This window comes from Bacterioplanoides sp. SCSIO 12839, assembly GCF_024397975.1.
Lineage (GTDB): Bacteria > Pseudomonadota > Gammaproteobacteria > Pseudomonadales > Oceanobacteraceae > Bacterioplanoides.
In genome coordinates, this window is sequence record NZ_CP073745.1 from 1,488,412 (window position 1) to 1,514,792 (window position 26,381).

25 protein-coding genes are annotated in these 26,381 nt (G+C 47.9%); 10 read left to right on the plus strand and 15 right to left on the minus strand.

Annotated features, from left to right (window positions below):
- Positions 1-288 precede the first annotated feature (288 nt).
- Entirely contained in the window at positions 289-1,995 is a 1,707-nt protein-coding gene (locus KFF03_RS06960; RefSeq protein ID WP_255860133.1) for a diguanylate cyclase, read from the plus strand.
- Between the two features lie 23 nt (positions 1,996-2,018).
- Here KFF03_RS06960 and KFF03_RS06965 read toward each other — a convergent pair whose 3' ends face one another.
- Entirely contained in the window at positions 2,019-2,441 is a 423-nt protein-coding gene (locus KFF03_RS06965) for a hypothetical protein (protein ID WP_255860134.1), read from the minus strand.
- A 511-nt stretch (positions 2,442-2,952) separates the two neighbouring features.
- Here KFF03_RS06965 and KFF03_RS06970 point away from each other — a divergent pair.
- Both KFF03_RS06970 and KFF03_RS06975 read left to right on the plus strand, forming a co-directional pair.
- Complete coding sequence (locus tag KFF03_RS06970) at positions 2,953-4,134, plus strand: ammonium transporter (protein ID WP_255860856.1); 1,182 nt, start codon at positions 2,953-2,955, stop codon at positions 4,132-4,134.
- Between the two features lie 288 nt (positions 4,135-4,422).
- Complete coding sequence (locus KFF03_RS06975; RefSeq protein WP_255860136.1) at positions 4,423-4,599, plus strand: hypothetical protein; 177 nt, start codon at positions 4,423-4,425, stop codon at positions 4,597-4,599.
- A 49-nt stretch (positions 4,600-4,648) separates the two neighbouring features.
- Here KFF03_RS06975 and KFF03_RS06980 read toward each other — a convergent pair whose 3' ends face one another.
- Positions 4,649-5,431, minus strand: coding sequence for a hypothetical protein (locus KFF03_RS06980; RefSeq protein WP_255860139.1), 783 nt, complete (start codon positions 5,429-5,431; stop codon positions 4,649-4,651).
- A 363-nt stretch (positions 5,432-5,794) separates the two neighbouring features.
- On the opposite strand from KFF03_RS06980, the gene fadB reads away from it, so the two are divergent.
- The 4 genes from fadB to KFF03_RS07000 all read left to right on the plus strand — a co-directional run bounded on the left by fadB (position 5,795) and on the right by KFF03_RS07000 (position 11,568).
- A complete protein-coding gene (gene fadB, locus KFF03_RS06985; RefSeq protein WP_255860143.1) occupies positions 5,795-7,942 on the plus strand; it encodes a fatty acid oxidation complex subunit alpha FadB in 2,148 nt (715 codons plus the stop codon).
- Between the two features lie 42 nt (positions 7,943-7,984).
- Positions 7,985-9,172 carry an acetyl-CoA C-acyltransferase FadA gene (gene fadA / locus KFF03_RS06990; RefSeq protein WP_255860144.1) on the plus strand — a complete coding sequence of 396 codons (1,188 nt, stop codon included), beginning with the start codon at positions 7,985-7,987 and terminating at the stop codon, positions 9,170-9,172.
- Between the two features lie 114 nt (positions 9,173-9,286).
- On the plus strand, positions 9,287-10,075 hold the full coding sequence (locus tag KFF03_RS06995; protein WP_255860145.1) for a hypothetical protein: 789 nt from the start codon (positions 9,287-9,289) through the stop codon (positions 10,073-10,075).
- 164 nt (positions 10,076-10,239) lie between these two features.
- Positions 10,240-11,568, plus strand: coding sequence for an MFS transporter (locus KFF03_RS07000; RefSeq protein ID WP_255860146.1), 1,329 nt, complete (start codon positions 10,240-10,242; stop codon positions 11,566-11,568).
- A 78-nt stretch (positions 11,569-11,646) separates the two neighbouring features.
- Here KFF03_RS07000 and KFF03_RS07005 read toward each other — a convergent pair whose 3' ends face one another.
- The 11 genes from KFF03_RS07005 to ccoN all read right to left on the minus strand — a co-directional run bounded on the left by KFF03_RS07005 (position 11,647) and on the right by ccoN (position 22,507).
- Entirely contained in the window at positions 11,647-12,618 is a 972-nt protein-coding gene (locus KFF03_RS07005) for an enoyl-CoA hydratase/isomerase family protein (protein WP_255860148.1), read from the minus strand.
- Between the two features lie 124 nt (positions 12,619-12,742).
- Positions 12,743-13,510: a fumarate/nitrate reduction transcriptional regulator Fnr gene (gene fnr, locus KFF03_RS07010; protein WP_255860149.1), complete on the minus strand. Its 768-nt coding sequence runs from the start codon at positions 13,508-13,510 to the stop codon at positions 12,743-12,745.
- 73 nt (positions 13,511-13,583) lie between these two features.
- The gene (locus tag KFF03_RS07015) at positions 13,584-14,261 is read right to left on the minus strand and encodes a sulfite exporter TauE/SafE family protein (RefSeq protein WP_255860152.1); all 678 of its coding nucleotides are present in this window, start codon (positions 14,259-14,261) and stop codon (positions 13,584-13,586) included.
- Between the two features lie 8 nt (positions 14,262-14,269).
- Positions 14,270-14,461, minus strand: a complete 192-nt coding sequence (gene ccoS / locus KFF03_RS07020; RefSeq protein WP_255860153.1) for a cbb3-type cytochrome oxidase assembly protein CcoS — start codon at positions 14,459-14,461, stop codon at positions 14,270-14,272.
- A gap of 3 nt (positions 14,462-14,464) precedes the next feature.
- Positions 14,465-16,972 carry a heavy metal translocating P-type ATPase gene (locus KFF03_RS07025; RefSeq protein WP_255860155.1) on the minus strand — a complete coding sequence of 836 codons (2,508 nt, stop codon included), beginning with the start codon at positions 16,970-16,972 and terminating at the stop codon, positions 14,465-14,467.
- A gap of 26 nt (positions 16,973-16,998) precedes the next feature.
- Positions 16,999-17,502, minus strand: coding sequence for a FixH family protein (locus KFF03_RS07030; RefSeq protein ID WP_255860156.1), 504 nt, complete (start codon positions 17,500-17,502; stop codon positions 16,999-17,001).
- Positions 17,503-17,597: 95 nt separating this feature from the next.
- Positions 17,598-19,022, minus strand: a complete 1,425-nt coding sequence (gene ccoG, locus KFF03_RS07035; protein ID WP_255860157.1) for a cytochrome c oxidase accessory protein CcoG — start codon at positions 19,020-19,022, stop codon at positions 17,598-17,600.
- 310 nt (positions 19,023-19,332) lie between these two features.
- Complete coding sequence (gene ccoP, locus KFF03_RS07040; RefSeq protein ID WP_255860159.1) at positions 19,333-20,253, minus strand: cytochrome-c oxidase, cbb3-type subunit III; 921 nt, start codon at positions 20,251-20,253, stop codon at positions 19,333-19,335.
- Positions 20,254-20,256: 3 nt separating this feature from the next.
- Complete coding sequence (locus KFF03_RS07045) at positions 20,257-20,436, minus strand: cbb3-type cytochrome c oxidase subunit 3 (RefSeq protein ID WP_255860161.1); 180 nt, start codon at positions 20,434-20,436, stop codon at positions 20,257-20,259.
- A 14-nt stretch (positions 20,437-20,450) separates the two neighbouring features.
- Positions 20,451-21,056 (minus strand): cytochrome-c oxidase, cbb3-type subunit II, encoded by a 606-nt coding sequence (gene ccoO / locus KFF03_RS07050; protein ID WP_255860857.1) that lies wholly within the window; start codon positions 21,054-21,056, stop codon positions 20,451-20,453.
- 17 nt (positions 21,057-21,073) lie between these two features.
- Positions 21,074-22,507 carry a cytochrome-c oxidase, cbb3-type subunit I gene (gene ccoN / locus KFF03_RS07055; protein ID WP_255860162.1) on the minus strand — a complete coding sequence of 478 codons (1,434 nt, stop codon included), beginning with the start codon at positions 22,505-22,507 and terminating at the stop codon, positions 21,074-21,076.
- Between the two features lie 370 nt (positions 22,508-22,877).
- On the opposite strand from ccoN, the gene KFF03_RS07060 reads away from it, so the two are divergent.
- Positions 22,878-23,507 carry an alpha/beta fold hydrolase gene (locus tag KFF03_RS07060; protein ID WP_255860164.1) on the plus strand — a complete coding sequence of 210 codons (630 nt, stop codon included), beginning with the start codon at positions 22,878-22,880 and terminating at the stop codon, positions 23,505-23,507.
- Between the two features lie 56 nt (positions 23,508-23,563).
- Here KFF03_RS07060 and KFF03_RS07065 read toward each other — a convergent pair whose 3' ends face one another.
- Positions 23,564-23,845: an antibiotic biosynthesis monooxygenase gene (locus tag KFF03_RS07065; protein ID WP_255860165.1), complete on the minus strand. Its 282-nt coding sequence runs from the start codon at positions 23,843-23,845 to the stop codon at positions 23,564-23,566.
- Positions 23,846-23,936: 91 nt separating this feature from the next.
- On the opposite strand from KFF03_RS07065, the gene KFF03_RS07070 reads away from it, so the two are divergent.
- Positions 23,937-24,674, plus strand: coding sequence for an SDR family NAD(P)-dependent oxidoreductase (locus tag KFF03_RS07070; RefSeq protein WP_255860166.1), 738 nt, complete (start codon positions 23,937-23,939; stop codon positions 24,672-24,674).
- A 48-nt stretch (positions 24,675-24,722) separates the two neighbouring features.
- Entirely contained in the window at positions 24,723-25,820 is a 1,098-nt protein-coding gene (locus KFF03_RS07075; protein ID WP_255860168.1) for an enoyl-CoA hydratase/isomerase family protein, read from the plus strand.
- Between the two features lie 42 nt (positions 25,821-25,862).
- Here the strand turns inward: KFF03_RS07075 and KFF03_RS07080 are convergent, their stop codons facing one another.
- The gene (locus KFF03_RS07080) at positions 25,863-26,375 is read right to left on the minus strand and encodes a hypothetical protein (protein ID WP_255860170.1); all 513 of its coding nucleotides are present in this window, start codon (positions 26,373-26,375) and stop codon (positions 25,863-25,865) included.
- Between the last annotated feature and the right edge of the window lie 6 nt (positions 26,376-26,381).

A 26,381-nucleotide genomic window follows, 5' to 3' on the forward strand; every position in this document is an offset into this window, starting at 1 on the left:
GGGCAGCGTGTTGTCAGAGTATCTGAATGAAAAGATACTGGCTGACATAGCTGGCACGGGTTTTGTCGTGATAGGTGCTTACATGTTATATCGCGCTTAAGCTGTATCGCTTTGATAAGGAAAGTATTTTCACAATTTAGCACGGTTAAAGTTGTGCTTTACCAGTACTGCAAGGCAGAGTGTGTACTATACTAAGCGATGTCATGTTCCGATAACCTGGGATGCTCTGCATTGGTCGGTTTTATTAAGTCTCTGAATATAAGAAGCAAGACCATCATCGTTTTTGTTATGGCGATGCTGGTTTTCACTGCTGCTATCTTAACGTCGTTACCCAGGGTTAAAAATACTATTGTTAATAGTGCCAGAAAAGAGTTGGTTACCACCACCAATTTGGCAGCTGCTTCTGCCGAGTCCTTATATGAGAATACATTGCGTAACTATATGCGCGGGATTACCGAAACCAACCTAAGTACTCTTAACTATCTGTATTCACAGCATCAGGCGGGTAAGCTTTCTAAAGCTGATGTGATTGATCAATTTGAAGAAATCATTTTGTCTCAGGTTGTCGGAGAAACCGGATACATGGTTGTTTCTGATATATCGAAAGGAAAAAATAATATTACTGCTGCTATTCACCCGTATATCAAAGGTCAAAGGGTTGAAGGTTATGATTTTATTCAGCAAATGTATCAGCAGAAGAATGGTTATTTTGAAACTACATGGAAAAACCCGGGTGACCTAGCCGCTCGACAAAAAGTTGGGTATATGAGTTATTTTGAGCCCTGGCAGTGGATTATCAGTGTTAACCCATATAAAGATGAACTCAAATCGTTGGTCGATATTGAAGATTTTGAGAATAGCTTATCAAAGGTTCAGCCTACAACGCTTGAAGGTAGTTATATCACTATATTGGATGATAAAGGTAATCTGTTGTATCACCCATCTTTTAAAGAAAAGTCTGCCATTTATTTTCAGGATACAAAAACCGGGAGTTATTTTATTCAGGATATGCTGGATACCATAAAGCAGCAATATAAGGGAGATGTAGTCGACGGCTGGCAGGAGTTTTCTTACCGTCAGCGTGGCAATGAAAGCGTCGCAGTTGATAAACTTATGTACTACCATTATATGCCTGATCAAAAGTGGGTTGTCATAACCGTCATTAATAAAAATGAGATTCTAAAGCCCTACAATCATTTACTATATCGACTTGCCACTGTGGGTGTGGCTCTTTTTTTGGGTTTGACCCTGTTGGCTTTTTTATCCGGAAGTTTCTTGAGTAGGCGTATTAATGGCCTGGTTAGCGCTGCGAAGATGTTAGCGGGTAATAACTATAATATTAAATTAAAACGTAAGGCTTTTGATGAAATAGGGGATTTGGAGGAAGCATTTGACGCTACGGCAAGTACCATCAATCAATTAATCTCTGAACAAAAGCAGCTAAATATCAGCCTGGAAGAAAAGGTTGAGCGGCGTACTCGTGAACTTGAATTTAAAAATAAAGAGTTAGAGAGTCTTTATGTGACAGACTCTCTGACCGGTTTATCCAGCCGGAATAAGCTGGATGAGGTTTTAGATTGTGAAGTCAACAGAAGCCAGAGATATGGGACTGTATTTGGAATCATTTTATTAGACGTCGACTATTTTAAGCCGGTTAATGATGTTTACGGGCATCAGGTCGGAGATGTCGTTTTAAAGGAATTCTCAACCGTTCTGAAATCCCACTCAAGGAAAACGGATGTTGTTGGCCGTTGGGGGGGAGAAGAATTTATGATCATTTGTAGCAACACTGATCTGGATGGGTTGCTGTTCCTGGCAAATGAACTCAAATCGAAGGTTTCAGCATTTCAGTTTAGTGTGTCAGAGCAAAAAACAGCCAGTTTTGGTGTGGCTGTTTACGAAAATGATGAAACGTCTGACTCAATCATTAAAAGGGCAGACGACGCACTTTACCGAGCTAAGAAAAATGGCCGTAATCGGGTAGAGCATCAGTAAGGTACAACGGCTGCTCCTCAGGATCACCGTTTTAGCTGATAACTCCTATGGCAGGCATTACACTGATTCAGAATCAGATGTAATTCCTGCTGGATCTTTTTGTCATCTGTTGTTGGTTTCAGCAATACCTCCCAGTGTTGATTCATTTGTTGGCTCATCGCGCGAAACCCTTTCGGGAATGATTTTCCCAAACCCCTGGGCTTATTTTGATGTTCGTTGGTTTTTAATGCCTTTACACGTTGAGCCACGAGTTCAGCTTGCCCCTGTGCCAGGTCTGATTGAATCGTGCTGATGGTTTCCAGCATGGACTTCATATGGTCGAGCACAAAAGCTTGTTGCTCTTTGTTGAGTTCAACCACTTGCCTTGAATCGATCGGCGCTGTGTCTGCCTGGCCAGTGTGAGTGAATAAAAGCAGGGCGGCGGTTGTGACGGTCAGTAATCTCATCTGAATCTTTCTCATATAACTGAGTTGTTATGTTAATCACCCTGAATCTATATATCTATTGGGGAATGTGAATTTCTCTGCGTCATATTGTCACGCTGGTTAATTTTATTTCGCACTATTTTGGTGCTGGCTTTTATTTTGAGCACAAATAATGTGCTCGCATTGGATTTTTTGCTGATAGAAATCAGAACTCCACCCTATAAATGTTTTGGTTGTGATCGTTTCTGAAGCGCTGTGATCCGCAATGGTGCTGGACTGACGAGATTTATCGCCGTGCTTGGTGCCAAAGGTGACAAAGTTGGTATGTATTCTGCTAAACCGCTGTTTATATGCTGCCAAAGAAAGCAATTGAGGCTGGCGTGCTCTCCCGTTGAGCATCCTGACTGCTTGCTTGATGCACCAATGAACCATAAGAGTTCAGTGTGCAGGCTCGGAACAACATAACAATTTAAGAGGAACTCAAGTGGAAAATCTTGACGTAACCAGTATTAACAGCGCAGTCGAAACTCTGATGCAAAGTGCCAACACCATGTTCATCCTGCTGGGTGCCATTATGGTACTGGCGATGCACGCCGGTTTTGCTTTTTTAGAAGTGGGTACGGTTCGCCATAAGAACCAGGTAAACGCTCTGGTGAAAATCATCACCGATTTTGGTGTTTCAACCCTGGCCTATTTCTTTATCGGTTATCAGATTGCTTACGGCATGGACTTCTTTGCCAGTGCCACGCAACTGACCGAAAACAATGGTTATGAGCTGGTTAAGTTCTTCTTCCTGTTAACCTTTGCTGCGGCGATTCCGGCCATTGTTTCTGGTGGTATTGCTGAGCGTGCTAAGTTCTATCCGATTTTAATCGCATCTGCGTTAACCGTTGCGTTTGTTTATCCTTTCTTCGAAGGCATTATCTGGAACGGCAACTATGGGTTCCAAAGCTGGTTAGAAGAAACTTTTGGTGCTCAGTTCCATGACTTTGCCGGTTCTGTTGTGGTTCACGGTGTAGGCGGTTGGATCGCGTTTGCTGCTGTTGCGCTGCTGGGTTCTCGTAAAGGTCGTTACCGTGAAGGCCGTGTGGTTGCGTTTGCACCGTCGAATATTCCTTTCCTGGCTCTGGGTGCCTGGATTCTGACCGTCGGTTGGTTTGGCTTCAATGTGATGTCGGCACAAACACTGGATGGTATCTCTGGTCTGGTCGCTGTAAACAGCCTGATGGCGATGGTTGGCGGTATTATTGTTGCCATGGTGGTGGGTAAGAATGACCCGGGCTTCATTCATAATGGCCCGTTGGCGGGTCTGGTGGCAGTGTGTGCTGGTTCTGACTTGCTACACCCAATTGGCGCACTGGTGATTGGTGGTGTTGCTGGTGGTTTGTTCGTTTATATCTTCACTCTGGCGCAAAACAAATTCCCGAAATTTGACGATGTATTGGGCGTATGGCCGCTGCATGGCCTGTGTGGTGCATGGGGTGGTATCGCTGCGGGTATCTTCGGTACAGAAGCGATGGGCGGCTTAGGTGGCGTAACCTTTATGTCTCAGCTGGTTGGTACGTTGGCTGGTATCGTTGTGGCAGTTGTTGGTGGCTTCCTGGTGTACGGTCTGGTGAAAGCGGTATCAGGTATTCGCTTGGACGAAGAAGAAGAGTTTAACGGTGCTGACTTGTCCATTCATAAGATTGGTTCAACCAGCGATGCCGAATAAATCGCGGTACCTGCTCTAGGGCACTGAATTATTCAGAGATGCTCTAGGCCTCATATTAAAAAATGAGTGCTTATCAATGTCCCGTCAGCCATGCTGGCGGGGCATTTTTTATGTTCCCTATTTCTGCTGTTATGGATGTCGCCAAACAGGCTCTGGCCGGTTAGTAGTGGGTTACGGCAATATGATGGAGCAGTTGCTTTTATAGGTGAGTGGTTGTTTTATTAAGAAGCACGGTTTTATTAAGAAGCACGGTTTTATTAAGGAACTCGGTTTTATTAAGGAATAAGTATGGCTGATTGGATCAAGCGCTTTGTGTTGATGGTTGTGTGTTTGTTAGCGGCCATTGGCTGTTACACCTTTGGGATTCCTAAGGGAGGCATTGCCTTTTTATTATTAGGATTGGTCTTTGAGGGGCTGTTCTGGTTTGGCTTGTTGGGTAACCGTAAGCACAAAAAAACCGGATAAAGTTCCTCTTTATCCGGTTTCCGATCTTGCTAGGGTGCTGATGAATTGTTTATTGAAAGCGCTCTTCCAGCTCTTTCAGGTGCATCAGAATACGATCGTTGTAACTGACGACCAGGAATAAAACAGTATTCTGATTGTAATTTTTCACGGAGTTCGACATGAACTTCCACTTACTGTCGATGCTTTTCAGGATGTTGTCGGCTTGTTTGCCTTGAAGCATGGCCCGTAATTCTTCCAGTCCTACCTGAAACTCATCCGCCATTTGCTCCAGTGTACGTTCCGAATTGCCCATAAATACCTGACCCAGATTGGTGGTTGCACGGGCAGCATACTGAGCTGTGATCTCTTCCATCAGCAGGGCTAAAGAACGTGATTTCTTAACAATTTCCGGCGGGGTAATGCCCGTTTCCTGCTGTATTTGCTGGTAAGTACCGGTGATTTTTTTCACCAGGCTCTGGCTGGCACGATCCATTTCATCCACCAGAAGTACCTCGGGAAAACCCTGAGTCATCATATCTTCACGATTAGACATTAATAACTCATTCAGCTTCTTCCAATCGGCGGTGATGTTGGCCATGTTGTCGCTGGCATTGTTAGCGATTGCCAGCTCATTGGCATTTTCCAGTGAGGTTTTAAAACGTTCAGCGGATTGCTGCATACGGCGATCGTATTTGGCGTCTGCGTCCAGGCCGGTAAACATGTAAAAGTTAGTCACCACCTCAATTGATGCGAGGCGCATTTGCTGCAATTCAGTGAGGAGTTGTTGTGGGGTCGCATGAGACATGCTGGTCAGTAAGAACAGTGCCAAAAGCTGCACGAATCGAATCATCATAATATTCATCACCGTTGTTTTTTTTGTTTTTGGAACGACTGAATTTCTTGGAGTTTATGTGAAAGGCGCTTTTAGCCCTATAGGTGGTTACAAAAGGTTACAAATTTCAAGGGTATTCATCAACTCTTTTGGCTGTGTATTTCGGTCGCTGATTCATATTAAAGGCCAAATCTGCCGCATTTCGTTTTCATGTATTGACTTTCGATTGGCTTTGTCAGAAGGTGTGCGGCACGGATTCAAACGCTCGTATGAATCGGTCGTTTAATACTCAGCAAACGGCCAGGGCGTTGGTTCACTCACAAGCAAAATGCTGATTCAGTACTATTCTGATCAGCCCAAGCTAACCCAAGTGGAGATCAGTTGATGATTTACGAAGGTAAAGCCATCACGGTAAATATGATCGAAGGCGGCATCGCCGAGTTAAAATTCGATCTGCAAGGTGACTCAGTTAACAAATTTAACCGCGTTACTTTGGAAGACCTGAAGGCCGCAATTGAAGCGATTCAAGGCAACGGCGACGTTAAAGGTGTACTGGTAAGTTCTGGTAAAGACGTCTTTATCGTTGGTGCAGACATCACCGAATTCGGCGATGCATTCAAAAACAGCGAAGAAGAAATCGCTGAATGGGCTCTCAAAGCAAACGACATTTTCAATGCGTTTGAAGACCTGCCTGTTCCTACTCTGGTTGCTATCAATGGCATCGCACTGGGTGGTGGTTTTGAAATGTGTCTGTCAGCTGACATGCGTGTTATGTCTGACAAGGCAAAAGTTGGTCTGCCAGAAGTTAAGCTGGGCCTGATGCCTGGTTTTGGCGGTACTGTTCGTCTGCCTCGTGTAATTGGTGCTGACAATGCGATCGAATGGATCTGCATGGGTGCTGAAAACAAAGCAGAAAAAGCTCTGAAAGACGGCGCTGTAGACGCTGTTGTTGCGGCTGACAAGCTGCAAGAGCAAGCCGTTGCTATGCTGCAACTGGCGATTGCTGGTGACATCAACTGGGAAGCGCGCCGCGAAGAGAAGAAATCTAAGCTGCACCTGAACAGCATGGAACAAATGATGGTATTCGAAACGGCTAAAGGTTTCGTAGCGGGTCAGACCAAAGGTCAATATCCAGCACCAATCATGGCAATCAAAACCATGCAAAAAGCGGCGAATGCTGGCCGTGAAAAAGCACTGGATGCTGAGTCTAAAGGCTTCGCTAAACTGGCGAAAACCACTGAGTCTCAAGCTCTGATCGGTCTGTTCCTGAACGACCAGCTGCTGAAGAAAAAAGCAAAAGACTACGACAAAACTGCTAAGCCAACCAACAAGGCTGCAGTATTGGGCGCAGGCATCATGGGCGGTGGTATTGCTTACCAGTCTGCTGTTAAAGGCACGCCAATCATGATGAAAGATATCGCGGAAGCTGGTATCGAGCTGGGTCTGAGCGAAGCGAACAAGCTGTTGTCTAAGCGTGTTGAGCGCAAGAAGATGAAGCCTCTGGCGATGGGTGAAACCCTGAACCGCATCCGTCCAACTCTGTCTTACGCTGAGTTCGGTGACGTTGATACTGTGGTTGAAGCGGTTGTTGAAAATCCAAAAGTTAAGAAAATGGTTCTGGCTGAGCTGGAAGACAACGTGCGTGAAGACACCATCGTTACTTCTAACACGTCTACCATTTCTATCGATCTGCTGGCTGAAGACCTGAAGCGCCCGGAAAACTTCCTGGGTATGCACTTCTTCAACCCAGTACACATGATGCCTCTGGTAGAAGTTATTCGTGGTAAGAAAACTTCTGAAGAAGCCGTTGCGACGACCGTTGCTTACGCGAAGAAAATGGGCAAAACCCCAATCGTTGTAAACGACTGCCCGGGCTTCCTGGTTAACCGTGTACTGTTCCCTTACTTTGCAGGCTTTGCTGGTCTGGTTCGCGATGGCGCTGACTTCCAGGCAGTCGACAAAGTGATGGAGAAGTTCGGCTTCCCAATGGGTCCTGCTTACCTGTTAGACGTTGTTGGCATCGATACTGGTGTTCACGCTAACGAAGTAATGGCGGAAGGCTTCCCAGACCGTATGAAGGCTGACTTCAAAACTTCTATGGAAGTCATGTTCGAAAACGAGCGTTATGGCCAGAAGAACGGTAAAGGTTTCTACATTTACGAAACCGATAAGAAAGGCAAGCCGAAGAAAGTTGTTGATGAAACAACTTACGAGCTGATCAAGCCAGTTGTTTCTGAAGCGAAAGAATACGACGCTGAAGAAATCATCGCTCGCTGCATGATTCCAATGTGTATCGAAGTGGCTCGTTGTATCGAAGAAGGCATCGTTGATACACCAAACGAAGCTGACATGGGTCTGATCTTCGGTATTGGTTTCCCTCCATTCCGTGGCGGTGCTTGCCGTTACATGGACACTGTGGGTATGGCTGAGTTTGTTGCTCTGTGTGACAAGTACGCTGACCTGGGCAACCTGTACAAACCAACCGATCGTATGCGTGAAATGGCTGCGAACGGCGAAAGCTACTTTGGTTAATTGACCTCATTGGTTAATAGAGCACATTAGGAGAATTTAACTATGTCTAACACGCCAAATCCAATTGGGCCAAGAGACGTTGTTGTTGTTGACGCAGTGCGCTCACCGATGGGTCGTTCCAAAGGTGGTGTATTCCGCAACGTACGTGCAGAGACTATTTCTGCAAACTTGATTAACGCTATGTTCGAGCGCACTGGTGTAAACCCAGCGCTGGTAGAAGACGTAATCTGGGGCTGTGTAAACCAGACTCTGGAGCAAGGCTTCAACGTAGCACGTCAGATCTCTCTGACATCAGTTGTGCCTAAAGAAGCAGGCGCACAAACTGTTAACCGTCTGTGTGGTTCTGCAATGTCTGCAATCCACACAGCTGCTCAGGCGATTCAGACTGGCAACGGCGATGTATTCGTTGTTGGTGGTGTTGAGCACATGGGCCACGTTAACATGCAGCACGGTTTCGACCACAACCCTGAAGCATCTAAGTTCTCTGCGAAAGCATCGAACATGATGGGTCTGACTGCTGAAATGCTGGGCAAAATGCACGGTATTTCTCGTCAGCAGCAGGATGAGTTTGCTGCTCGTTCTCACCGTCGTGCTCACGCTGCGACTCTGAACGGCGACTTCAAAAACGAAATCGTTCCAATGTACGGTCACGATGCTGACGGCAAAGAAATCCTGGTTACTGAAGACGAAACCATTCGTCCGGAAACAACTGCGGAAAGCCTGGGCAAACTGCGTCCTGCATTTGATCCTAAAGCTGGTACTGTTACTGCAGGTACTTCTTCTCAGATCACCGACGGTGCGTCTGCGATGCTGCTGATGAGCTACGAAAAAGCTCAGGAACTGGGTCTGAAGCCACGTGCTCGTATCCTGGGTATGGCGGTTGCTGGTGTTGATGCTGCGATCATGGGCTACGGTCCTGTTCCTGCGACCAAAAAAGCACTGAAGCGTGCTGGCCTGGACGTAACTGATATCGACTACTGGGAACTGAACGAAGCATTTGCTGCTCAGTCCCTGCCATGTGTTAAAGATCTGAAGCTGAAAGACATCGCTGAAGATCGCGTTAACATTCACGGTGGTGCAATCGCTCTGGGTCACCCACTGGGTTGTTCCGGTGCTCGTATCTCGACTACTCTGATCAACGTATTAGAGCAGAAAGATGCGAAGTTCGGTGTTTCTACCATGTGTATTGGTCTGGGTCAGGGCATCGCGACCGTTTGGGAGCGCATGTAATCTGATTTAGATTAATGCAGAAAAAACCCGGCTTATGCCGGGTTTTTTTGTTTCTGTGCAACAGAAAATTGAATGATGTAAGGGGCTGGGATTATTTTTACCAAAGGCGAGGATTTGGCTGATTTAAAAAAGAACAGCCAGTTGTTGTATCAGTCAGACGATAACAGTTTCATCCTGTACCAGAAGGGTAGTCTGCGCTGGCTCAGTTTTGGCGATCGCGCGGTGCAGGCCGTGATCAATATGGATTGTCCGGATGTACCGTATTTGCCGACCGTGCGTTTGATGTTGATGACCCGTTATTTTGCGAACTATCAGGCCAAAGAAGAGCATTTTCGTATTTTGAATTTGGGGATGGGTGGGGCATCCGTTGAGCGATTTTTTACTCGTATTCTTCCTGATGCGACCCTCCATTCTGTTGAAATTAACCGCGAATTGATCGCTGCGATACAAAAAAATTTTGTACTGCCGCCGGAGCACATCCGCGGTGGTATGGAAATTTTTCCGATGGATGCAGAGCGTTTTCTGAAACAGCGTGCTTCTGATGCTGCAAGTTCACTCTATAACATTATTTTGATGGATCACCTGACCAGCCGTGACCCTGTTGATGTATTGAGCCAGTGTGAATACGCCGCTGCGATGTTGGACTCTGATGGCTGCCTGGCGATCAATCTGATACCTGAAGATGACCTACAGTTGCGCGACTTTTTGTTGGTGATTCGCGAACATTTCCCTTGCACCCGTATCATCGACTTGCCCGGTTATCGCAATGTGGTGGTGTTTGCCCGTTTACAGCCTTTCTCGCAGATGACTCTGGATCTTGCATCATCCGATCAGCTGCATAACCCGGCTGAAGAACAAGCCTGGTTGGAGAGAATGGTTAGCCTGCCGGATAAAGAGCGCTAAGTTGTTATGTTACTGGTGTGTCGGGAATGGAATAAGAGTCTTGCTGGTCCTGTGGTGCAATTAGATTAAAGTCTTAGATAGTATCGGCTGTAGTCAGACCTGATACCTCATTAGGTCAGTCTAAAAATAATGATAAAAACCCAGACATACTTCAGGACACACTCATGCCAGACAAGCAACAAACCTTGCTCTCTACGACAGAGCCTGAGCGCAATCATGATCGGCCTTATGACAATAAGCTGTATCGCAATTACGTTTTATTATTGTTAACCATTACTTACGCCTTTAATTTTATTGATCGACAAATCATGGTGATTCTGCAGGAGTCGATTAAACAGGATCTGGGTCTGAGTGATTCTCAGCTGGGGTTGTTAACCGGCATCGCCTTCGCCGCTTTTTACGTGATTATGGGGATTCCCGTTGCCCGTTTGGCGGATCGTTGGGTACGCCGCAGCATCATGAGTATTGCCACGGGCACCTGGAGCCTGATGACCGTGTTGTGTGGCATGGCGCAAAACTTTCCGCAGTTATTATTAGCCCGTATTGGCGTGGGTGTAGGTGAGTCCGGTTGCAGTCCCCCGGCGCACTCGATTATTTCGGATATCTACCCTGCGGAAAAACGCGCTACGGCGTTATCGATTTATTCGGTTGGTCTGAATATTGGTATTTTATTCGGCTTCTTATTAGGTGGCTGGATTAACGAATATTACGGCTGGCGCATGGCCTTTATTATTGTGGGTGTGCCGGGCATTCTGATTGCTCTGTTGCTGCAGTTTACCATTCGTGAACCGGTACGTGGCGCTACGGATGCCATCAAAAGCAGTGGTGAAATGCCATCCTTTATGGCGTCGATGAAAATGATGATGGGCAAAAAAGCCTTCCGTCATGTGGCGATTGGTGCTTCCTGCTTTACCCTGATTGGTTATGGCGGTGCGATCTGGTTTGCGCCTTATATGCTGCGTAATTTTGAAATTCAGACCGGTGAACTGGGTACCTGGCTGGCGTTAGGCAGCGGTATTCTGGGTGGTTTGGGAACACTGGTGGGTGGTTATCTGGCGGATAAAAAAGGTCGTCATGATCGTCGCTGGTACACTTGGATTCCAACGGCAGCTGTGATCATTACGTTGCCTTTTTTGTACTTAACCTACACGCTGGATTCCATGTATCTGGTACTGAGCCTGTTTATGGTGCCAGCAATGATGGCGACGGTATTTATGGGGCCAAGTATTGCGATGGTGCAGGGTATGGTTGAAGCCAGAATGCGCGCCTTAGCATCGGCTGTGTTGTTCTTTACCACCAATATTATTGGTTTAGGTTTAGGGCCATTCCTGATTGGTATTGGCAGTGACATGCTGAGTGATGACTTTGGTACCCGCTCGGTTGGCTATTCGGTATTGATCGTATCCTTTGTCGCTGCGGCGGTGGGTATCTGGCAGTTTACCCGTGCCAGTCGCCATATTAATGAAGATATGCAGGCGGCACACACGAGCTGATTCGTCTGTTTTCCCTGCGTGGCTGACGCGATTTTATCGTGTCAGCCACGTTTGTTTTATGGCTGACTTACTTCAGGCTCACTTCAAAGTCTGGTTTAAATCTGTCTGCTGCCAATGTTCAAAGCTGTTATTGATACTCTCACCCTGATTCAGACGCTGCCGCTGTTGCCGGTAAGTGTCACTGGCTTGTGGTGTACAAGCGCTGTCCATAAATCCTACTTCATCCATTTTGATCGCCTGAGCAAAGTCCAGGCTGCGACCCCGGTTAATATTTCGTTTGATATAACTTAACGATAACGGGCTGCGTAAACAGAGCTGTTGCGCCAATTGATAACATTCCTGCTCCAGCGCATCTTCGTCACAGGCTTTATAAATGAGTCCGAGTTGTTCGGCTTCGTCGGCTTTCAACCGGGTTCCCAGCATGGATAACTCCATGGCTTTTGCGGTACCGGTTAAACGTGCCAGGTGATGCATGCCACCGGAGCCGGGAATCAGACCAATCAGCGATTCGATTTGGCCTAAATGGTATTCTCCACGGGCCATTAAGCGGAAGTCACAAGCTAATGCCAGCTCCATTCCATAACCCTGAGTGTTACCAGCCAACATAGCAATCACCGGTTTACGGCTCTGTCTTAAGCGTAATAAAAACCGATTCACCCGGGCGTAGGTGATGGTGCCCTGCAGTAAGGTATTGTGCGTGGCTTTATCCAATATGCGCTGAGTACTGGCCCTGTGATCAAGCCGAATTAGCTGACGCGACAGCGCCATCGACAGCCGAAGTGTTGCCGGAAACAACCGTTTCAGCCAAGGCTTGAGTTTCATCGGCAGTTCCAGCACCTGATTGATTTCATCCAGTGAGTAGTGGGTAATAAAATAACCCGGCTGCTGATTTTTAAGAACGATGGCACGTACTTGAGGATCATCTTCTGCCTTGAGAAAAGCGTGTTGAATCTGCTCCAGCAATTCAACCGTCATGTAATGCTGGTCGGGATTGCTAAAGCAAATAGTGGCAATTTGTTGCTCAACTGTCAGGGTTGCCTGGCAACTCATAAACAGGCCTCAGTGGGAATGAATGATTATTATCGGGCTGCATAAAGTACATAAAAAAAGCGCCAGGATACAATCCGGGCGCTTTTGATAAGCTGTTATTCTGGTGAGGCAATAATAAAACGGCTTATTCTTCTTCTGTGGCATGGCCACATTCTTCTTCGGACAATAATCCGGCCATTTCTTTTAACAGATCCAGATCTTGCAGAATAATTTCTTTGCCCTGAGTTTCGATCAGTCCGTTTTTCTGGAAACGAGTAAATACACGGCTGATGGTTTCTACTGCCAGGCCAAGATGGTTACTGATATCAACACGAGACATTGGTAGGCGGAAGTGAGTCGCCGAGAAGCCACGACGGGCATAACGAGTGGAAATATCCATCAAGAAGGAGGCTACACGCTCTTCAGCATTCTTTTTGCTCAGCAGCAGCATCATGTTCTGGTCGTGACGGATTTCAGTACCCATGGTGCGCATCAGCTGCTTACGCAGGTCGGGCAATTCATCGGCCAGTTCATCCAGCTGAGTCAGCGGAATTTCACAGACGGTTGTGGTTTCCAGTGCTTTGGCGGATAACGGATAGTATTCGTTGTTATAGCCAGCCAGGCCAACCAGCTCACTGGCCAGATGGAAACCGGTAATTTGTTCTTCGCCGTTAGAAGCCAAGGTATAGGTCTTTAATGCGCCGGTACGAACGGCAAATACGGATTGAAACGCTTCGCCCTGTTGAAATAACAGCTGGCCTTTCTGAATCGGGCGACCACGACGAATGATATCGTCAAGGCGTTCCATGTCAGTGTCATTCAGTGACAATGGCAGACACAGCGCATTCAGCGAGCAGGTCTGGCAATGAGGTTGAGTGCCACGCAATGGGGTTGATACAGAGGATGGTTTCATAAATAAAGCCTGCAACGATAATCCCATGATGGGACTGCTGTGAAAAACTGGGTCTATGTTCCTAGTGATAGGCTTATCTGTCAAGAACAGGAAGCCAAATAGAAACCAGTGTCCAGAGTCCAAAAATGATGAGCGATAGTCCGGCTAGTTGCCGCGTCAGTTGATGATTTAACCAACGGCTGAGCGTGGCTGTAGCCAGCCCGCCGGCAAATAATGCGGGTAGAGTGCCCAGGCCAAAGGTGGCCATGGTTAAAGCGCCCAGCAATGGATCACCATTAGCGGCTACCCAGCTCAGCGTGCTGTAGATCAGGCCACAAGGCAACCAGCCCCATAACATGCCCAGAGCGATCCGGGAGCGCAGCGATGATTGGGTCATCAGCTTTCCGGCCGAGGGTTGTAAACGCTTCCATAACCCTTGTCCAAGTTGCTCAATGCGGGTTAGCCAGCTGGCCCACCGGGCAACGTAAAGCCCCATCAGTATCAGCATGACGCCGGCGAGTGAGCGCAGCGACAGCATCAGTCCATCGTGTAACTGTTGCAGCCACAGGCCTAAGAATCCGACGATGAGTCCTGCAAAGGTGTAAGACGAAATGCGTCCGATGTTAAACGCCAGCAGGGTGGCAACTTTACTGTGTGTTTCGTTAGCGGCGGCTCCGGTTGCAGCAGCAATGCCACCGCACATGACCAGGCAATGGCTTGCGCCAAATAAGCCCAGCAATAGCGCGGTGATGAGCGAAAGAGGTTCATTCATACTAACGCTCAGTGGTTGTCTGAAGAGTCTTTCGAGGAATCTTTCTGGCGGGGCAAATCGTCGTCGTCATCAAACAGGATTTTATGAGCGGGAGAGTCCATATCATCAAACTGCCCGCTTTTAACGGCCCAAAAGAAAATACCAATCGCAATCGCCAGCAGAAGCAAAGATAAAGGTACCAGAACGTAAATGATATCCATGGCTTATTTCTCCCGGATAAGACGACCAATGCGCGTCAGGCGCAGGGCATTGGTAACAACAATCAATGAACTTAATGACATGCCAATGGCCGCCGCCCAAGGGGGAACCAGTCCGGCGGCAGCAATGGGTAATGCCACCAGATTATACCCCAGTGCCCAGCCAATGTTCTGGCGAATATTGCGGCGGGTAGCCACCGCGCCATCGAGAGCCGCAAGAATCACTTCCAGGCGGCCATTGGTGAGCACCGTATCGGCATTGGTTTTTGCCAAATCAGTGGCTTCGTTCACTGCGAGTGAAATATCGGCACCGGCCAGAACCGGAACATCGTTTATACCGTCACCAGCCATTAAAATGCGCTCACCTTGTTGTTGCCATTGGCTGACTTGCTGCAACTTTTCTTCTGGTGAAACGCCCGTGCGTAATTCATCAATACCCAGTTCGGTGGCAATCCGTTCGCCGGAACCGCTGGGGTCGCCGGTTAATAACGCCGTTTTAATACCACGCTGACGTAACCCAGCTAACAACCGATAGGCGGATTTGCGCAATGAGTCGTTCACCTGAATCCAGCCCAGCGGCTGTTGCTCATCTGCCAGCAATAACCACTGGCCTTCGCTGTCTTCTGGTTGCTGCAGCGGTTGGTTTGAGGTGAAAGCCGGCTGATTTGAGACAAAGGCAAGATGCCCCAGTTTATAACGCTGGCCTGCAATGGTGCCCTGGATGCCCTGAGCCGGAATCTGTTCGATATCGGTGGCACTATTTGCCGGTTCAATCTGCTGAAACGCTCGTGCAATCGGATGAGTCGAATGTTGTTCCAGTGCGGCAGCCAGTTCCAGCACCCCTTGTTCTGTTTGCTGGTTAAGAGGGATGACCTGCTCAATCGACAGTTTCCCCTGAGTCAGGGTGCCGGTTTTATCAAACACAACACGATCAACCTGAGTCAGGGTTTCTAATACATGGCCTTTGCTGATAAGCAATCCGGCTTCGCGTAATGCTGCAGTGGCTGCGGTCAGGGCAGTGGGTGTCGCCAAGGAGAGGGCGCATGGGCAAGTCACCACCAAAACGGATAGCGCAATAAAAAACGCATGATCATCGCCTTGCCAGGCCCAGAAGCCAAACACACTGCCGGAGATCAGTAACACGGCTGCAACAAAATGGCTGGCAACCTTGTCGGCCAGTAAAGCAACCCGTGGTTTTTCCTGTTGGGCACGATCCATCAGACGCATAATCGTTGATAGCTGTGCTTCAGCACCGGTGGCCGTCACTTTCATCTGCATCGGGTTTTCAACGTTGAAGGTGCCGCCGATCAGAGAATCACCAGCAGACTTGGTGATTGGCATGTACTCACCGGTCAGTGCGGCTTCATCCACCGAGCTCTGACCATCCACAACAAGGCCGTCAGCAGGGATGGCGTGGCCGGGTTTCAGGCGCAGAATATCGCCCACCTGAATCTCTTCGCTACTGATGACTTCGTCGTCTTGGCCCGGCACTACCTTTAACGCCACATTTGGCAATAAGGTCATCAGGTTGTTACCGGCTTTGCCCATGCGGTGACGGGCGCGCATTTCCAGAAAACGGCCGAGCAGCAGGAAGAAGGTAAACATACAAACAGAGTCAAAATACACTTCCGGTCCTTGATTGAAGGTACTCCAGATACTCGAGGTAAAGGCCAGAATGATCGCCAGCGAGACCGGCACGTCCATGGTTAAATGGCGGGTTTTCAGATCCCTGATAGTTGCCATAAAGAATGGCTTAGCACTGAATAGCACTACTGGCAAGGTTAACACCATGGCGGCAAAGCGCATAAAAATTTCGTACTGGGTCGCCATACCAACGTACAGCGGCACCGAAATCATCATCACCTGCATCATGCCGATTCCGGCAACGGCCAGACGGCGGATCGCTTGTTTGCTTTCTTTGCTGCGCTGCGCTTCCTGCTCAGTAGCCGAAAACGGCGAAGCACGATAGCCGAGGCGATAGATTGCTTCGACGATGCTGGAAAGTGGAATTTCATCAAAACGCCAGCGAATCACCAGGCGGTGATTCGACATATTTAACACCGCGTTTTCAATGCCACTGAGTTGATTCACCCGATGTTCAATCAACCAGGCACAGGCGGCGCAGCTGATGCCATCAATAATCAGAGTGGCTTCGGCGTAATGGCCGCTCTGACCTTGATCATTCTTGCTCAGGTGAGCAACAAAGCCTTTTTGTAGAGCGGCTGAGTCGTAGAGTTTCAGGGTATCGCGGGCGGTGAGGTCGGTGTCATCGCTGTTAGCAGGGCTGAGTTCCGGCAGTTCAGTGCGATGTTTGTAATAATCTTTCAGGCCGCTGGCGATAATGGTCTCTGCTACGGCTTTACAGCCCGGACAACACATGGGTTGTTGCTGGCCGTCGATTTCGGTAGACCAACGGTCACCTTCGTCGGTTAACTCACCGCAATGAAAGCATGCGGTATTAGGGCCAAAACAAAGCTCTTTGTTTGGCCCGGGATGTGTTTCAGCGCTCGTCATCGATTACTCACTGAGATAAGAAATGATTATTGAGCGTTCAGCTGAATCTCTTTACCCGATTCAATGAATGGGTAAGCGCGTATACGCCAGCCTTGTTCGAGGCTATCAACCCAAATGCGACGACGGCCGGGTAATTCGATATCGTTAACACCTGCATAACTGCCATCCGACATTTGTTGCAGCAGCAGTGTGACATCACGATCTTCCAGTGTTGGATGAATCAAATGCACTTGCAGGGTATTAGGAAATTCATCCAGTAAACCATTCAGTGTCAGGCGCATTTCATCGGCGGTGAATACCGCAGTGGCATTAATCTGATGAGAGCGTGCTTTTTCATCGGCAGCCTGATTTTCGGTGTAGCTGACCCCATCTTTGTAGTAGCTATCACTCACCAGAGAGTCTTTGGTTTTTAATGCAGTTGAGAGCATGATAAAACCCCAGATCACGGCCAGAATCGGAATACCGATGACAATCAGCATCAGGGGTTCCTGATAAAACCGGGTTACTTTCTCTTGATTCTCGGGTTTCATAATTCTCTCAGTCTGAACCTGCATAAAAAAACCGCCCAAGTTTAACGACTTGGGCGGTTTTGCTCTAGGGCTTTGCCCCGACGATTTGCGTTTATTTACTGACGCGGAGCAATGAAGCGGCTTTCTTCACGGGCCACTTCTTCACCGCTCGATTTGCGGGTGACCACAAACTCAATGGTGGTTTTGCTGGTCGCCAGTGGATGCTCAGCCGGATCCAACTCCAGAGTCAGAGCGACTTCTTCCAGATCGTTTACTTCGAGCTCATATTCTGACGGTGCATTGGTGGTCGCTCCGTCGAGGCCCTCCACTTTAAGAACATACGTCTCAGCGGTTTGAGACATGTTCATCAGTTTCAGGTAGTACGAGTTTTTCACGGTATCGTTGGCGGTGACGGTGTAAAGAGCGCCACGGCTACGTTCAATATCCAGCTCAAACGGTGTGCGGGTGACAATGGAGTAGATGAGGCCACCAATCATCAGTACCAGAATACCGGCGTAACCGACCAGACGAGGGCGGAAGAAATGGGTTTTCTGACCTTCCAGCTCGTTTTCAGTGGTGTAGCGAATCAGGCCTTTTGGCAGGTCCAGTTTTTCCATCACCGAGTCGCAGGCATCAATACAAAGGGCACAGCCAATACATTGATATTGCAGACCATCACGAATATCGATGCCGGTTGGACATACCTGGACACACAAAGAGCAATCGACGCAGTCGCCCGGTTTTTCGTTTTTCGCTTCCATTTCCGCCAGCTTTTTCTTGCTGCGATGCATGCGCGGCTCGCCGCGGTTTTCGTCATACGATACCGCTAGTGTGTCACGGTCATACATAACCGACTGGAAGCGGGCGTAAGGGCACATATAGATGCAGACTTGTTCACGCATCCAGCCGGCATTGATGTAGGTGGCGGCGGTAAAGAATAACATCCAGAATACGCCCCAGCTGTTCATGCCAAATGACAGCATGTCCGGTATTAGTTCACGAATTGGGGTGAAATAGCCGACAAAAGTAACACCTGTCCAGAACGCGACAGCTAGCCAGGCAATATGTTTGATAGCTTTTTTGCGGAATTTGGTTGCTGACATCTTTTCTTTGTCGAGCTTAATACGTTGGTTACGAGTGCCTTCTGCACGCTCCTCGATCCACATAAAAATAAATGACCAGGCCGACTGTGGGCAGGTATAACCACACCAGATACGCCCAGCCATGTTGGTAATAGTAAACAGGCCATAAGCACAGATAATCAGGATACCTGCCAGCAACGGGAAGTCCTGTGGCCAGAAGGTCATGCCAAAAATATGAAACTGTCGTGCAGGCAGGTCAAAAAATACTGCCTGACGGTCACCCCAATTGAGCCAGGCGGTACCAAAGTACGCCAGCATCAGGCCCCACAGGGAATAGGTACGAATTTTCTGGAACAACCCTTCAACTTCACGAACGTAAATTTTCTTACGTTTTTCATACATGGATTGAGGTTGTTTAGCGGGAGGTGGGGTAACGTCCTTAACCGGAATATTACTCATAACAGCAAATCACCTTGGTTGGGTCTCTTGGTTGCATTTGCTCGGCCAGAAAAGGTCTGGTAACTCTTTTTCAGGTCAGCTGCAGCGCTTCTCATCATTTTTTCAGATCGGTAGTCAAGGTTTAGACTATCTTTGCCTGAATTATCAAATTTCCCTATCGGGTTGGTTAACCCCGGCGTTCCTTATATAACGCTCCAATTATATAGCTTTTGGAATAAGCTTATAACGAAAAAAGCGGCTCAAGGCCGCTTTTTTCAGTTTTTATTGTCTTAGCTCAACCTCCGCCATGGCAGAGGCTGGCTTTGACAAATTACTTCTGAGACAGAGAGTAGATGTAGGCCGATACAATATGGATCTTCTGATCCGTATTGGTATCCCAAATCTCTCCGAATGCTGGCATCTTACCGTTACGACCATTCTTCAGAGTGAAGGTGATGTCTTTGGTAGAACCGCCATACAGCCATACGTCATCAGTCAGGTTAGGTGCACCAACCAGTTGGTTGCCAGTGCCGTCGACAGCGTGACAAGCCATACACAGTTGCTGGTACTTAGGTGCCGCACGTTCAGCAGATGCTGCATCATGCTTCAGGCCTGCCAGAGAACGCACATAAGCGGTCATATCGGCAACACCTTCTTCACCCAGAACACCGCCCCATGCTGGCATTGCACCCATACGGCCATGCTTAATGGTTTGTACGATGTTTTCAGGCTTACCACCATACAGCCAGTCGCTGTCGGTCAGATTCGGGAAGCCTTTGGTGCCTGCTGCGTCAGTCTGGTGACAGATAGAGCAGTTGCTCATGAACAAGCGCTTACCGGTTTCCATCGCTTCTTTGTTTTTGGTCAGCTCTGGAATCGGCGTTGCAGCATATTCGTTGAACAAAGGTTCGATATCTTTTTCGAACGACTGAACTTCCGCTTTCCATTGGTTTGAAGAAGACCAGGAAACTTGTTCGCCGTCGACTTCAACCGTCAGGAAACCATTCCAGTTGCCCAGGCCGTATACGAACATATAGCCAATTGCAAAAATAATGGTGGACCAAAACATCATTACCCACCAACGTGGTAATGGGTTGTCCAGCTCCTGAATACCATCGTACTCATGGCCGGTAGTTTGATCAGTTTCTTCTTTTCTCATGCCGCGGCTGGTGTACTGAATCAGTACGCCGCAACCAATGATGGATCCAACGACAATTACCGCGACCCATACTTGCCAGAATGTCTCTAACATAATTTATTTACTCCGATCGTTATCGTCGTGCGGCGGCATTCCATCATCATTGTTATGAAATGGAATCTGAGCATCATCGTCGAACCGTTGTTTGCGGCTGGAGCCATAGGCCCACCACAAGATTCCGCTAAAAGCTATCAGGGCGAAAATAGAGCCCAAACCGCGCACGTCGTTAATATCCATGGGTTTCCCGTCGTTTATCGCTTAGTTACCACAGTGCCCAGTTGTTGCAGGTAAGCAACCAGAGCTTCGATTTCAGTGACGCCATCAACTGCCGCTTTTGCACCTTCGATGTCTTCATCTGTGTAAGGAACACCTACACGACGCAGAGCAATCATTTTGTTTGGTGTTTCACGACCATCAACAGTGTCTTCGAATAACCATGGGTAAGAAGGCATGATGGACTCAGGTACAACATCACGTGGGTTGTACATGTGAGCACGGTGCCATTCGTCAGAGTAACGACCACCTAAACGTGCCAGATCCGGACCAGTACGCTTAGAACCCCACAGGAATGGGTGCTCATACACGTGCTCGCCAGATACAGAGTACGGGCCATAACGCTCGGTTTCTGCACGGAAAGGACGAACCATTTGAGTGTGACATACGTGACAACCTTCACGGATGTAGATGTCACGGCCTTCCAGTTCCACTGCATTCAGTGGCTTCAGGCCTTCAACCGGTTGGTTAGTGTCTTCATGGAAGATCAGAGGAACAATTTCAGCCATACCACCCCAGCTCAAAGCGATCACAATCATGACCACCATTAAGGGTAAGCTGCGTTCAATATCATCATGCTTAATCATTGTCTTGTTACTCCTTAAGCCTGAGCCGGTGCTGCATTCGCAGCTTCTTTCTTGGCGTCACGCACAGTCATGTAGACGTTGTAAGCCATCACCACCATGCCCAGCAGGAAGATACCACCACCGATGGTACGAACCACATAACCAGCATGAGATGCTTCAACAGACTCTACGAAGCTGTAAGTCAGGGTGCCGTCAGCATTTACTGCACGCCACATCAGACCTTGCATAATGCCGTTAACCCACAGTGCCGCGATGTACAGAACGGTACCAATGGTCGACATCCAGAAGTGAACGTTGATCAGTGAAGTTGAGTACATTTCACCGGCTTTACGGCCAAACATGATTGGGATCAGGTGGTACAGAGCACCAATAGAAACCATAGCAACCCAGCCCAGAGCACCGGAGTGTACGTGACCAATGGTCCAGTCAGTGTTGTGTGACAGTGCGTTTACGGTCTTGATCGACATCATCGGGCCTTCGAAGGTAGACATACCGTAGAAAGACAGAGAGACAACCAGGAAGCGCAGGATAGGATCGTTACGCAGTTTGTGCCATGCACCAGACAGCGTCATCATACCGTTGATCATACCACCCCAGGATGGAGCCAGCAGGATCAGAGACATAATCATACCCGCAGTTTGTGCCCAGTCAGGCAGTGCAGAGTAGTGCAGGTGGTGACCACCAGCCCAAACGTAGATAGAAATCAGTGCCCAGAAGTGAACGATCGACAGACGGTAAGAATAAACCGGACGACCTGCTTGCTTAGGAACGAAGTAGTACATGATGCCCAGGAAGCCCGCCGTCAGGAAGAAACCTACCGCATTGTGGCCCCACCACCATTGAATCATCGCATCAACGGTACCAGCCCAAACAGAGTAAGACTTGGTCAGTGATACTGGTGTTTGCAGGTTGTTGCCGATGTACAGGATAGCAACCATGATCATGAACGCCGCGAAGAACCAGTTAGCAACATAAATGTGGCTTTCTTTACGGATCGCAACAGTACCCAGGAAGTTGATGGTATAAGCAACCCATACCAGCACAACCATAATATCGATTGGCCATTCCAGTTCGGCGTACTCTTTAGCGGATGTCATGCCCAGTGGCAGAGTGATCGCCGCCGCAACAATAATCGCGTTCCAGCCCCAGAAGGTGAACGACGCTAATGTGTCTGAGAACAGACGCGTGCGACAGGTACGTTGAACAATGTAGTAGGAGGTTGCAAATAATGCAGAACCACCAAAGGCGAAAATAACCGCATTGGTGTGTAACGGACGTAAACGACCGAACGATAACCAAGGGGTATCAAAGTTTAATGCAGGCCATGCCAGCTGGGCAGCGATTAAAACACCGACTGCCATGCCAACAATGCCCCAAACTACAGTCATAATGGCAAATTGTCTTACCACCTTGTAGTTGTACTCGGGATGGTCAAATGCTGTGCTCATGATCATATTCCATTTAACAGCGAGGGTTGAGGGTTAAAAAATCGGTGCGACATTATCCGCGCAGAAACTGCTATTTGCAATTTAAAGTCAGAAAAAACGCATGATTTTCAGCAGCTTAAGCCACATTTTTTGTGATTATTTGCTCGCTATTGAGAATGGCTCTCAACACCACCGCTCCTCAGCCAAGCTTATCACTTCGTTACTCCAGAGTAGCCCGAAAAGAACTACCTGAAACCACAGACTGAATATTAAATTGGTGCCCAGTCAAAATATTGATATAACGCAATAGATGTAAAGAAGTGACAGAGAAATGTCCTTGTTTTGTAAGTGGTTAAAGAATCCGCAGTAGATAAAATGAATGGAGTGATGTGTGAGTAATCAGTATTTACAGGACGGTAATCCGGATCACCCTCTGGTCTTTCTGGCACATGGCGCCGGCGCCGGTATGAATAGTACTTTTATGCAGCAAATGGCTCAGTGGTTGGCTGAGTTGGATCTATATGTGGTGCGCTTTGATTTTCCTTATATGCAGAAGCGTGAGCAGGATGGCAAAAAGCGCCCGCCAGATCGTGCATCCAAACTGTTGCAGGCCTACCAGGAGGTGATTCAGGAATTTGATCGTCCTTGTGTCGTGGCCGGCAAATCCATGGGAGGCCGGATGGCGACTTTATTAGCGGCTGAACAGGATCAGCCCCTGATTAAAGGATGCGCTGCATTGGGCTATCCCTTTCACCCATTAGGCAAGCCCGACAACCTTCGTACCGAACATTTGCAGGCGTTATCTTGCCCGACGCTGATTCTACAGGGCACGCGTGACAAAATGGGAAATCAGAAAGAAGTGGGTAGTTATTCACTCGCCGATGAACTGATGATTCAGTGGTTGCCGGATGGTGACCATGATTTAAAGCCGAGAAAAGCCAGTGGCTTTACTCATGAGAGAAATATACAAGCTGCGGCACAAAGCCTGGCTGAGTTCTCCCGGGCTATTCTCACTCGCTGAAAAATGCCCGGGTTAAGCGCTGTGAATAACGCCGAAAGAAATAAGCAGGAGAAGAGTTACGCTGTCAGAATGGTAATTTTTTCCTGCTGTTCCAAAATTGGCTGAATGGCACCAATAACATCCTGGCGTGCTTTGGAGTGAGACCATTGATTCCACGCTTCAGCGCTTTGCCAGTTAGTAATGATAAAGCGATGGTTGGGTTTGTTGGCATCTTTATAGGTCGCGCCAGAAATATAGCCATCCGCTTCTAAAATTGCGCGCAGTGTACTTTTAATAGCCTGCTCATAGGTTGACTCCATACCATCAGCAATAACACGCTCAATAATTACTTTGATCATTTTTTATACTTCCTTAACCAACGTCGTATTTATTTTATTAGCATAGTGGATAGATGCGCCGAGGTGAATCAACGTAGGGGAATTTCCGCCGATGTCTGAAAAGAAAAATGTCTGGATTTCCGGAGGTAGCTCAGAAATTGCACAAAGCCTGATTCAATTACTGAATATTCAACCGGATGTCTCTAATATCATCGTGTTGTCACGCAATGCGGTTTCTATTAATAAAGAAGAGACTGGCGGTGCAAGGATTATTCCGATTCAGTTGGATTGGCTAACAGAAGACGCAGGCAAACAATTAACGGGCGTAGTGGAGCAATATCCGCCACACCGGGTGTTTTGTTGCAATGGCATTTTGCATGATGAATCACAGATGCCAGAGAAAAACCTCAAAGCCATGAACCTCCAATGGTTACACCACAGTCTTGATGCCAACGTCTGGCCGCATATTGCTTTGGCACAAATCGTAGAACGCTCGCTTACACGGCAGCATGACCTGCGTTGGATTTCATTATCGGCCATGGTCGGCAGCATCAGCGATAATCAGCTAGGTGGCTGGTACAGCTATCGGATGACCAAAGCCGCACTGAATATGCTGATAAAAAACCTCTCCATCGAATGGCAACGCAAAAGCCCAAAAACAATTGCCGTTGCAGTGCACCCGGGAACCACCGATACCCGATTATCAGAACCATTCCAGAAGAATATTCAACCGGGTAAATTGTACAGTGCCGACTTAACCGCACAGCGAATGCTGAACGTGATGGAGCACTTAACAGAGGAAGATAATGGCAAGCTGTTGCATTGGGATGGCAGTGTGCTGCCTTGGTAAATAAACTACGGTAATTTTAATCTCACTCATTTTTATACAGGAAAACCCATGTCAGACGCCGTTTTGTTTGAAGAGCGTGAAGCCGTCGCCAGTAAAAAAATTGGTATTGCGCAATTAAACGCTGAGAAGTCGTTGAACGCGCTCAGTCAATCCATGGTTGATCTGTTATTACCTCAAATGCAGCAGTGGCAAGCCGATAACGATATTGTGTGTGTGTTCTTGCATGGTGCGGGTGAAAAGGCATTTTGTGCTGGTGGCGATGTGGTTTCCTTACACGCACATTCGGCGGCTTACGGCGAAACATTACCCAATACACAATGCGCCGATTTTTTTGAGAAAGAGTACCGTCTCGATTATCTGATCCATACCTTTACCAAGCCCATTATTGTGTGGGGCAATGGTTTTGTAATGGGAGGCGGAATGGGGTTATTGAATGGTGCTTCCCATCGGGTGGTGACTGAAAGCACTCGTATCGCCATGCCAGAAATTACCATTGGATTATATCCGGATGTGGGTGGCTCCTGGTTTCTGAATCGTACTCCTGGAAAAACAGGGTTATTTCTGGGCCTTACCGGAGCTCAAATCAATGGCAGTGATGCTTTGTATCTGAACTTTGCTGATCATTTTATTGCTGATGCCGCAAAAGAACAGGTGATGGCTGCTCTGGCTGACGTTGCCAATCATCGCGATGTTGATCAGGTGTTGCAGCCTTTTATTCAGCAGGCAAACGCATTGCGGCCAGAGGGGAATATCGAGGCGCATATCGATTGGATTAATGAGGTGTGTGCAGATGACGATTTAGCCGCCGTTGTCGCCAATATCACGGCCTATCATGGCGATGATAAGTGGTGTGCTAAAGCGGCAAAAACATTAGCGAACGGCTGTCCGGTTACTCCTTATCTGGTGTGGCAGCAGTTGATTCGTGGCCAGGATTTATCGTTGCCGCAAGTGTTTCAGATGGAGCTGACATTGTCGGTTAACTGTGCCCGATATGGTCATTTTAAAGAGGGCGTCAGGGCGTTATTGATCGATAAAGATCGACAGCCTAAATGGATGCCCGCCCAATTTGATGAGGTTCAGGAGGCGCATATTAACGCCTTTTTTGCAGAACCCTGGGATCAGAACCCTTTATTGGATCTGATATAACGTCAGTCGTGTTGGTATAACGACAGGGTTGCGGCGAGTGGTTTATACCATCGCCACAATCATCACCGTCAGCCATATTACAAAACCGATAATGATGATGCCCCAGTCGGCTCCGTTCAGGTCGGTGTTTTGGGCAAAAAAGTGCAGGCGTTTGTCGTGTATCAGGTTGATGGTCTGGTTAGCCAATAAATTTGGCAACAGTGTCAGCATAAACACTAAGGCTCCCCAGGGGTGGTCGGTCAGCAGTAACCAAACCGGAATCAGGTTAAACAATACATACAATAAATAAACTCGGGCAGGGCTCCAGCGCGGTTTTTCATCATCCTGCTGGCCTTGCTGATGCACGCGCCGATACAGGTCGTATTGATAGATGATGCTGAACAGAGTTCTGAGGAAGGGGTTCACATTGCCATTCTGGCGTTCAATTTGTAGCCAGTTCTGGTAATTCCAAACCAAGCCGAACAGGCCAAATGAGGCTAGCGATAGCTCAATCAGTTTTTCGGTGCCTATCTGGAAAAATAAACTCTTTTCCTGAGTTTCTTTGTGCTGCTGCATAACGGT

What these genes read in the sequence shown, in the direction of transcription:
- KFF03_RS06960 (WP_255860133.1), top strand. Translation starts at nt 289, where the DNA reads ATGGCGATGCTGGTTTTCACTGCTGCTATCTTAACGTCGTTACCCAGG.
- KFF03_RS06965 (WP_255860134.1), bottom strand. Translation starts at nt 2,441, where the DNA reads ATGAGATTACTGACCGTCACAACCGCCGCCCTGCTTTTATTCACTCAC.
- KFF03_RS06970 (WP_255860856.1), top strand. Translation starts at nt 2,953, where the DNA reads ATGCAAAGTGCCAACACCATGTTCATCCTGCTGGGTGCCATTATGGTA.
- KFF03_RS06975 (WP_255860136.1), top strand. Translation starts at nt 4,423, where the DNA reads ATGGCTGATTGGATCAAGCGCTTTGTGTTGATGGTTGTGTGTTTGTTA.
- KFF03_RS06980 (WP_255860139.1), bottom strand. Translation starts at nt 5,431, where the DNA reads ATGATGATTCGATTCGTGCAGCTTTTGGCACTGTTCTTACTGACCAGC.
- fadB (WP_255860143.1), top strand. Translation starts at nt 5,795, where the DNA reads ATGATTTACGAAGGTAAAGCCATCACGGTAAATATGATCGAAGGCGGC.
- fadA (WP_255860144.1), top strand. Translation starts at nt 7,985, where the DNA reads ATGTCTAACACGCCAAATCCAATTGGGCCAAGAGACGTTGTTGTTGTT.
- KFF03_RS07000 (WP_255860146.1), top strand. Translation starts at nt 10,240, where the DNA reads ATGCCAGACAAGCAACAAACCTTGCTCTCTACGACAGAGCCTGAGCGC.
- KFF03_RS07005 (WP_255860148.1), bottom strand. Translation starts at nt 12,618, where the DNA reads ATGAGTTGCCAGGCAACCCTGACAGTTGAGCAACAAATTGCCACTATT.
- fnr (WP_255860149.1), bottom strand. Translation starts at nt 13,510, where the DNA reads ATGAAACCATCCTCTGTATCAACCCCATTGCGTGGCACTCAACCTCAT.
- KFF03_RS07015 (WP_255860152.1), bottom strand. Translation starts at nt 14,261, where the DNA reads ATGAATGAACCTCTTTCGCTCATCACCGCGCTATTGCTGGGCTTATTT.
- ccoS (WP_255860153.1), bottom strand. Translation starts at nt 14,461, where the DNA reads ATGGATATCATTTACGTTCTGGTACCTTTATCTTTGCTTCTGCTGGCG.
- KFF03_RS07025 (WP_255860155.1), bottom strand. Translation starts at nt 16,972, where the DNA reads ATGACGAGCGCTGAAACACATCCCGGGCCAAACAAAGAGCTTTGTTTT.
- KFF03_RS07030 (WP_255860156.1), bottom strand. Translation starts at nt 17,502, where the DNA reads ATGAAACCCGAGAATCAAGAGAAAGTAACCCGGTTTTATCAGGAACCC.
- ccoG (WP_255860157.1), bottom strand. Translation starts at nt 19,022, where the DNA reads ATGAGTAATATTCCGGTTAAGGACGTTACCCCACCTCCCGCTAAACAA.
- ccoP (WP_255860159.1), bottom strand. Translation starts at nt 20,253, where the DNA reads ATGTTAGAGACATTCTGGCAAGTATGGGTCGCGGTAATTGTCGTTGGA.
- KFF03_RS07045 (WP_255860161.1), bottom strand. Translation starts at nt 20,436, where the DNA reads ATGGATATTAACGACGTGCGCGGTTTGGGCTCTATTTTCGCCCTGATA.
- ccoN (WP_255860162.1), bottom strand. Translation starts at nt 22,507, where the DNA reads ATGAGCACAGCATTTGACCATCCCGAGTACAACTACAAGGTGGTAAGA.
- KFF03_RS07065 (WP_255860165.1), bottom strand. Translation starts at nt 23,845, where the DNA reads ATGATCAAAGTAATTATTGAGCGTGTTATTGCTGATGGTATGGAGTCA.
- KFF03_RS07070 (WP_255860166.1), top strand. Translation starts at nt 23,937, where the DNA reads ATGTCTGAAAAGAAAAATGTCTGGATTTCCGGAGGTAGCTCAGAAATT.
- KFF03_RS07075 (WP_255860168.1), top strand. Translation starts at nt 24,723, where the DNA reads ATGTCAGACGCCGTTTTGTTTGAAGAGCGTGAAGCCGTCGCCAGTAAA.
- KFF03_RS07080 (WP_255860170.1), bottom strand. Translation starts at nt 26,375, where the DNA reads ATGCAGCAGCACAAAGAAACTCAGGAAAAGAGTTTATTTTTCCAGATA.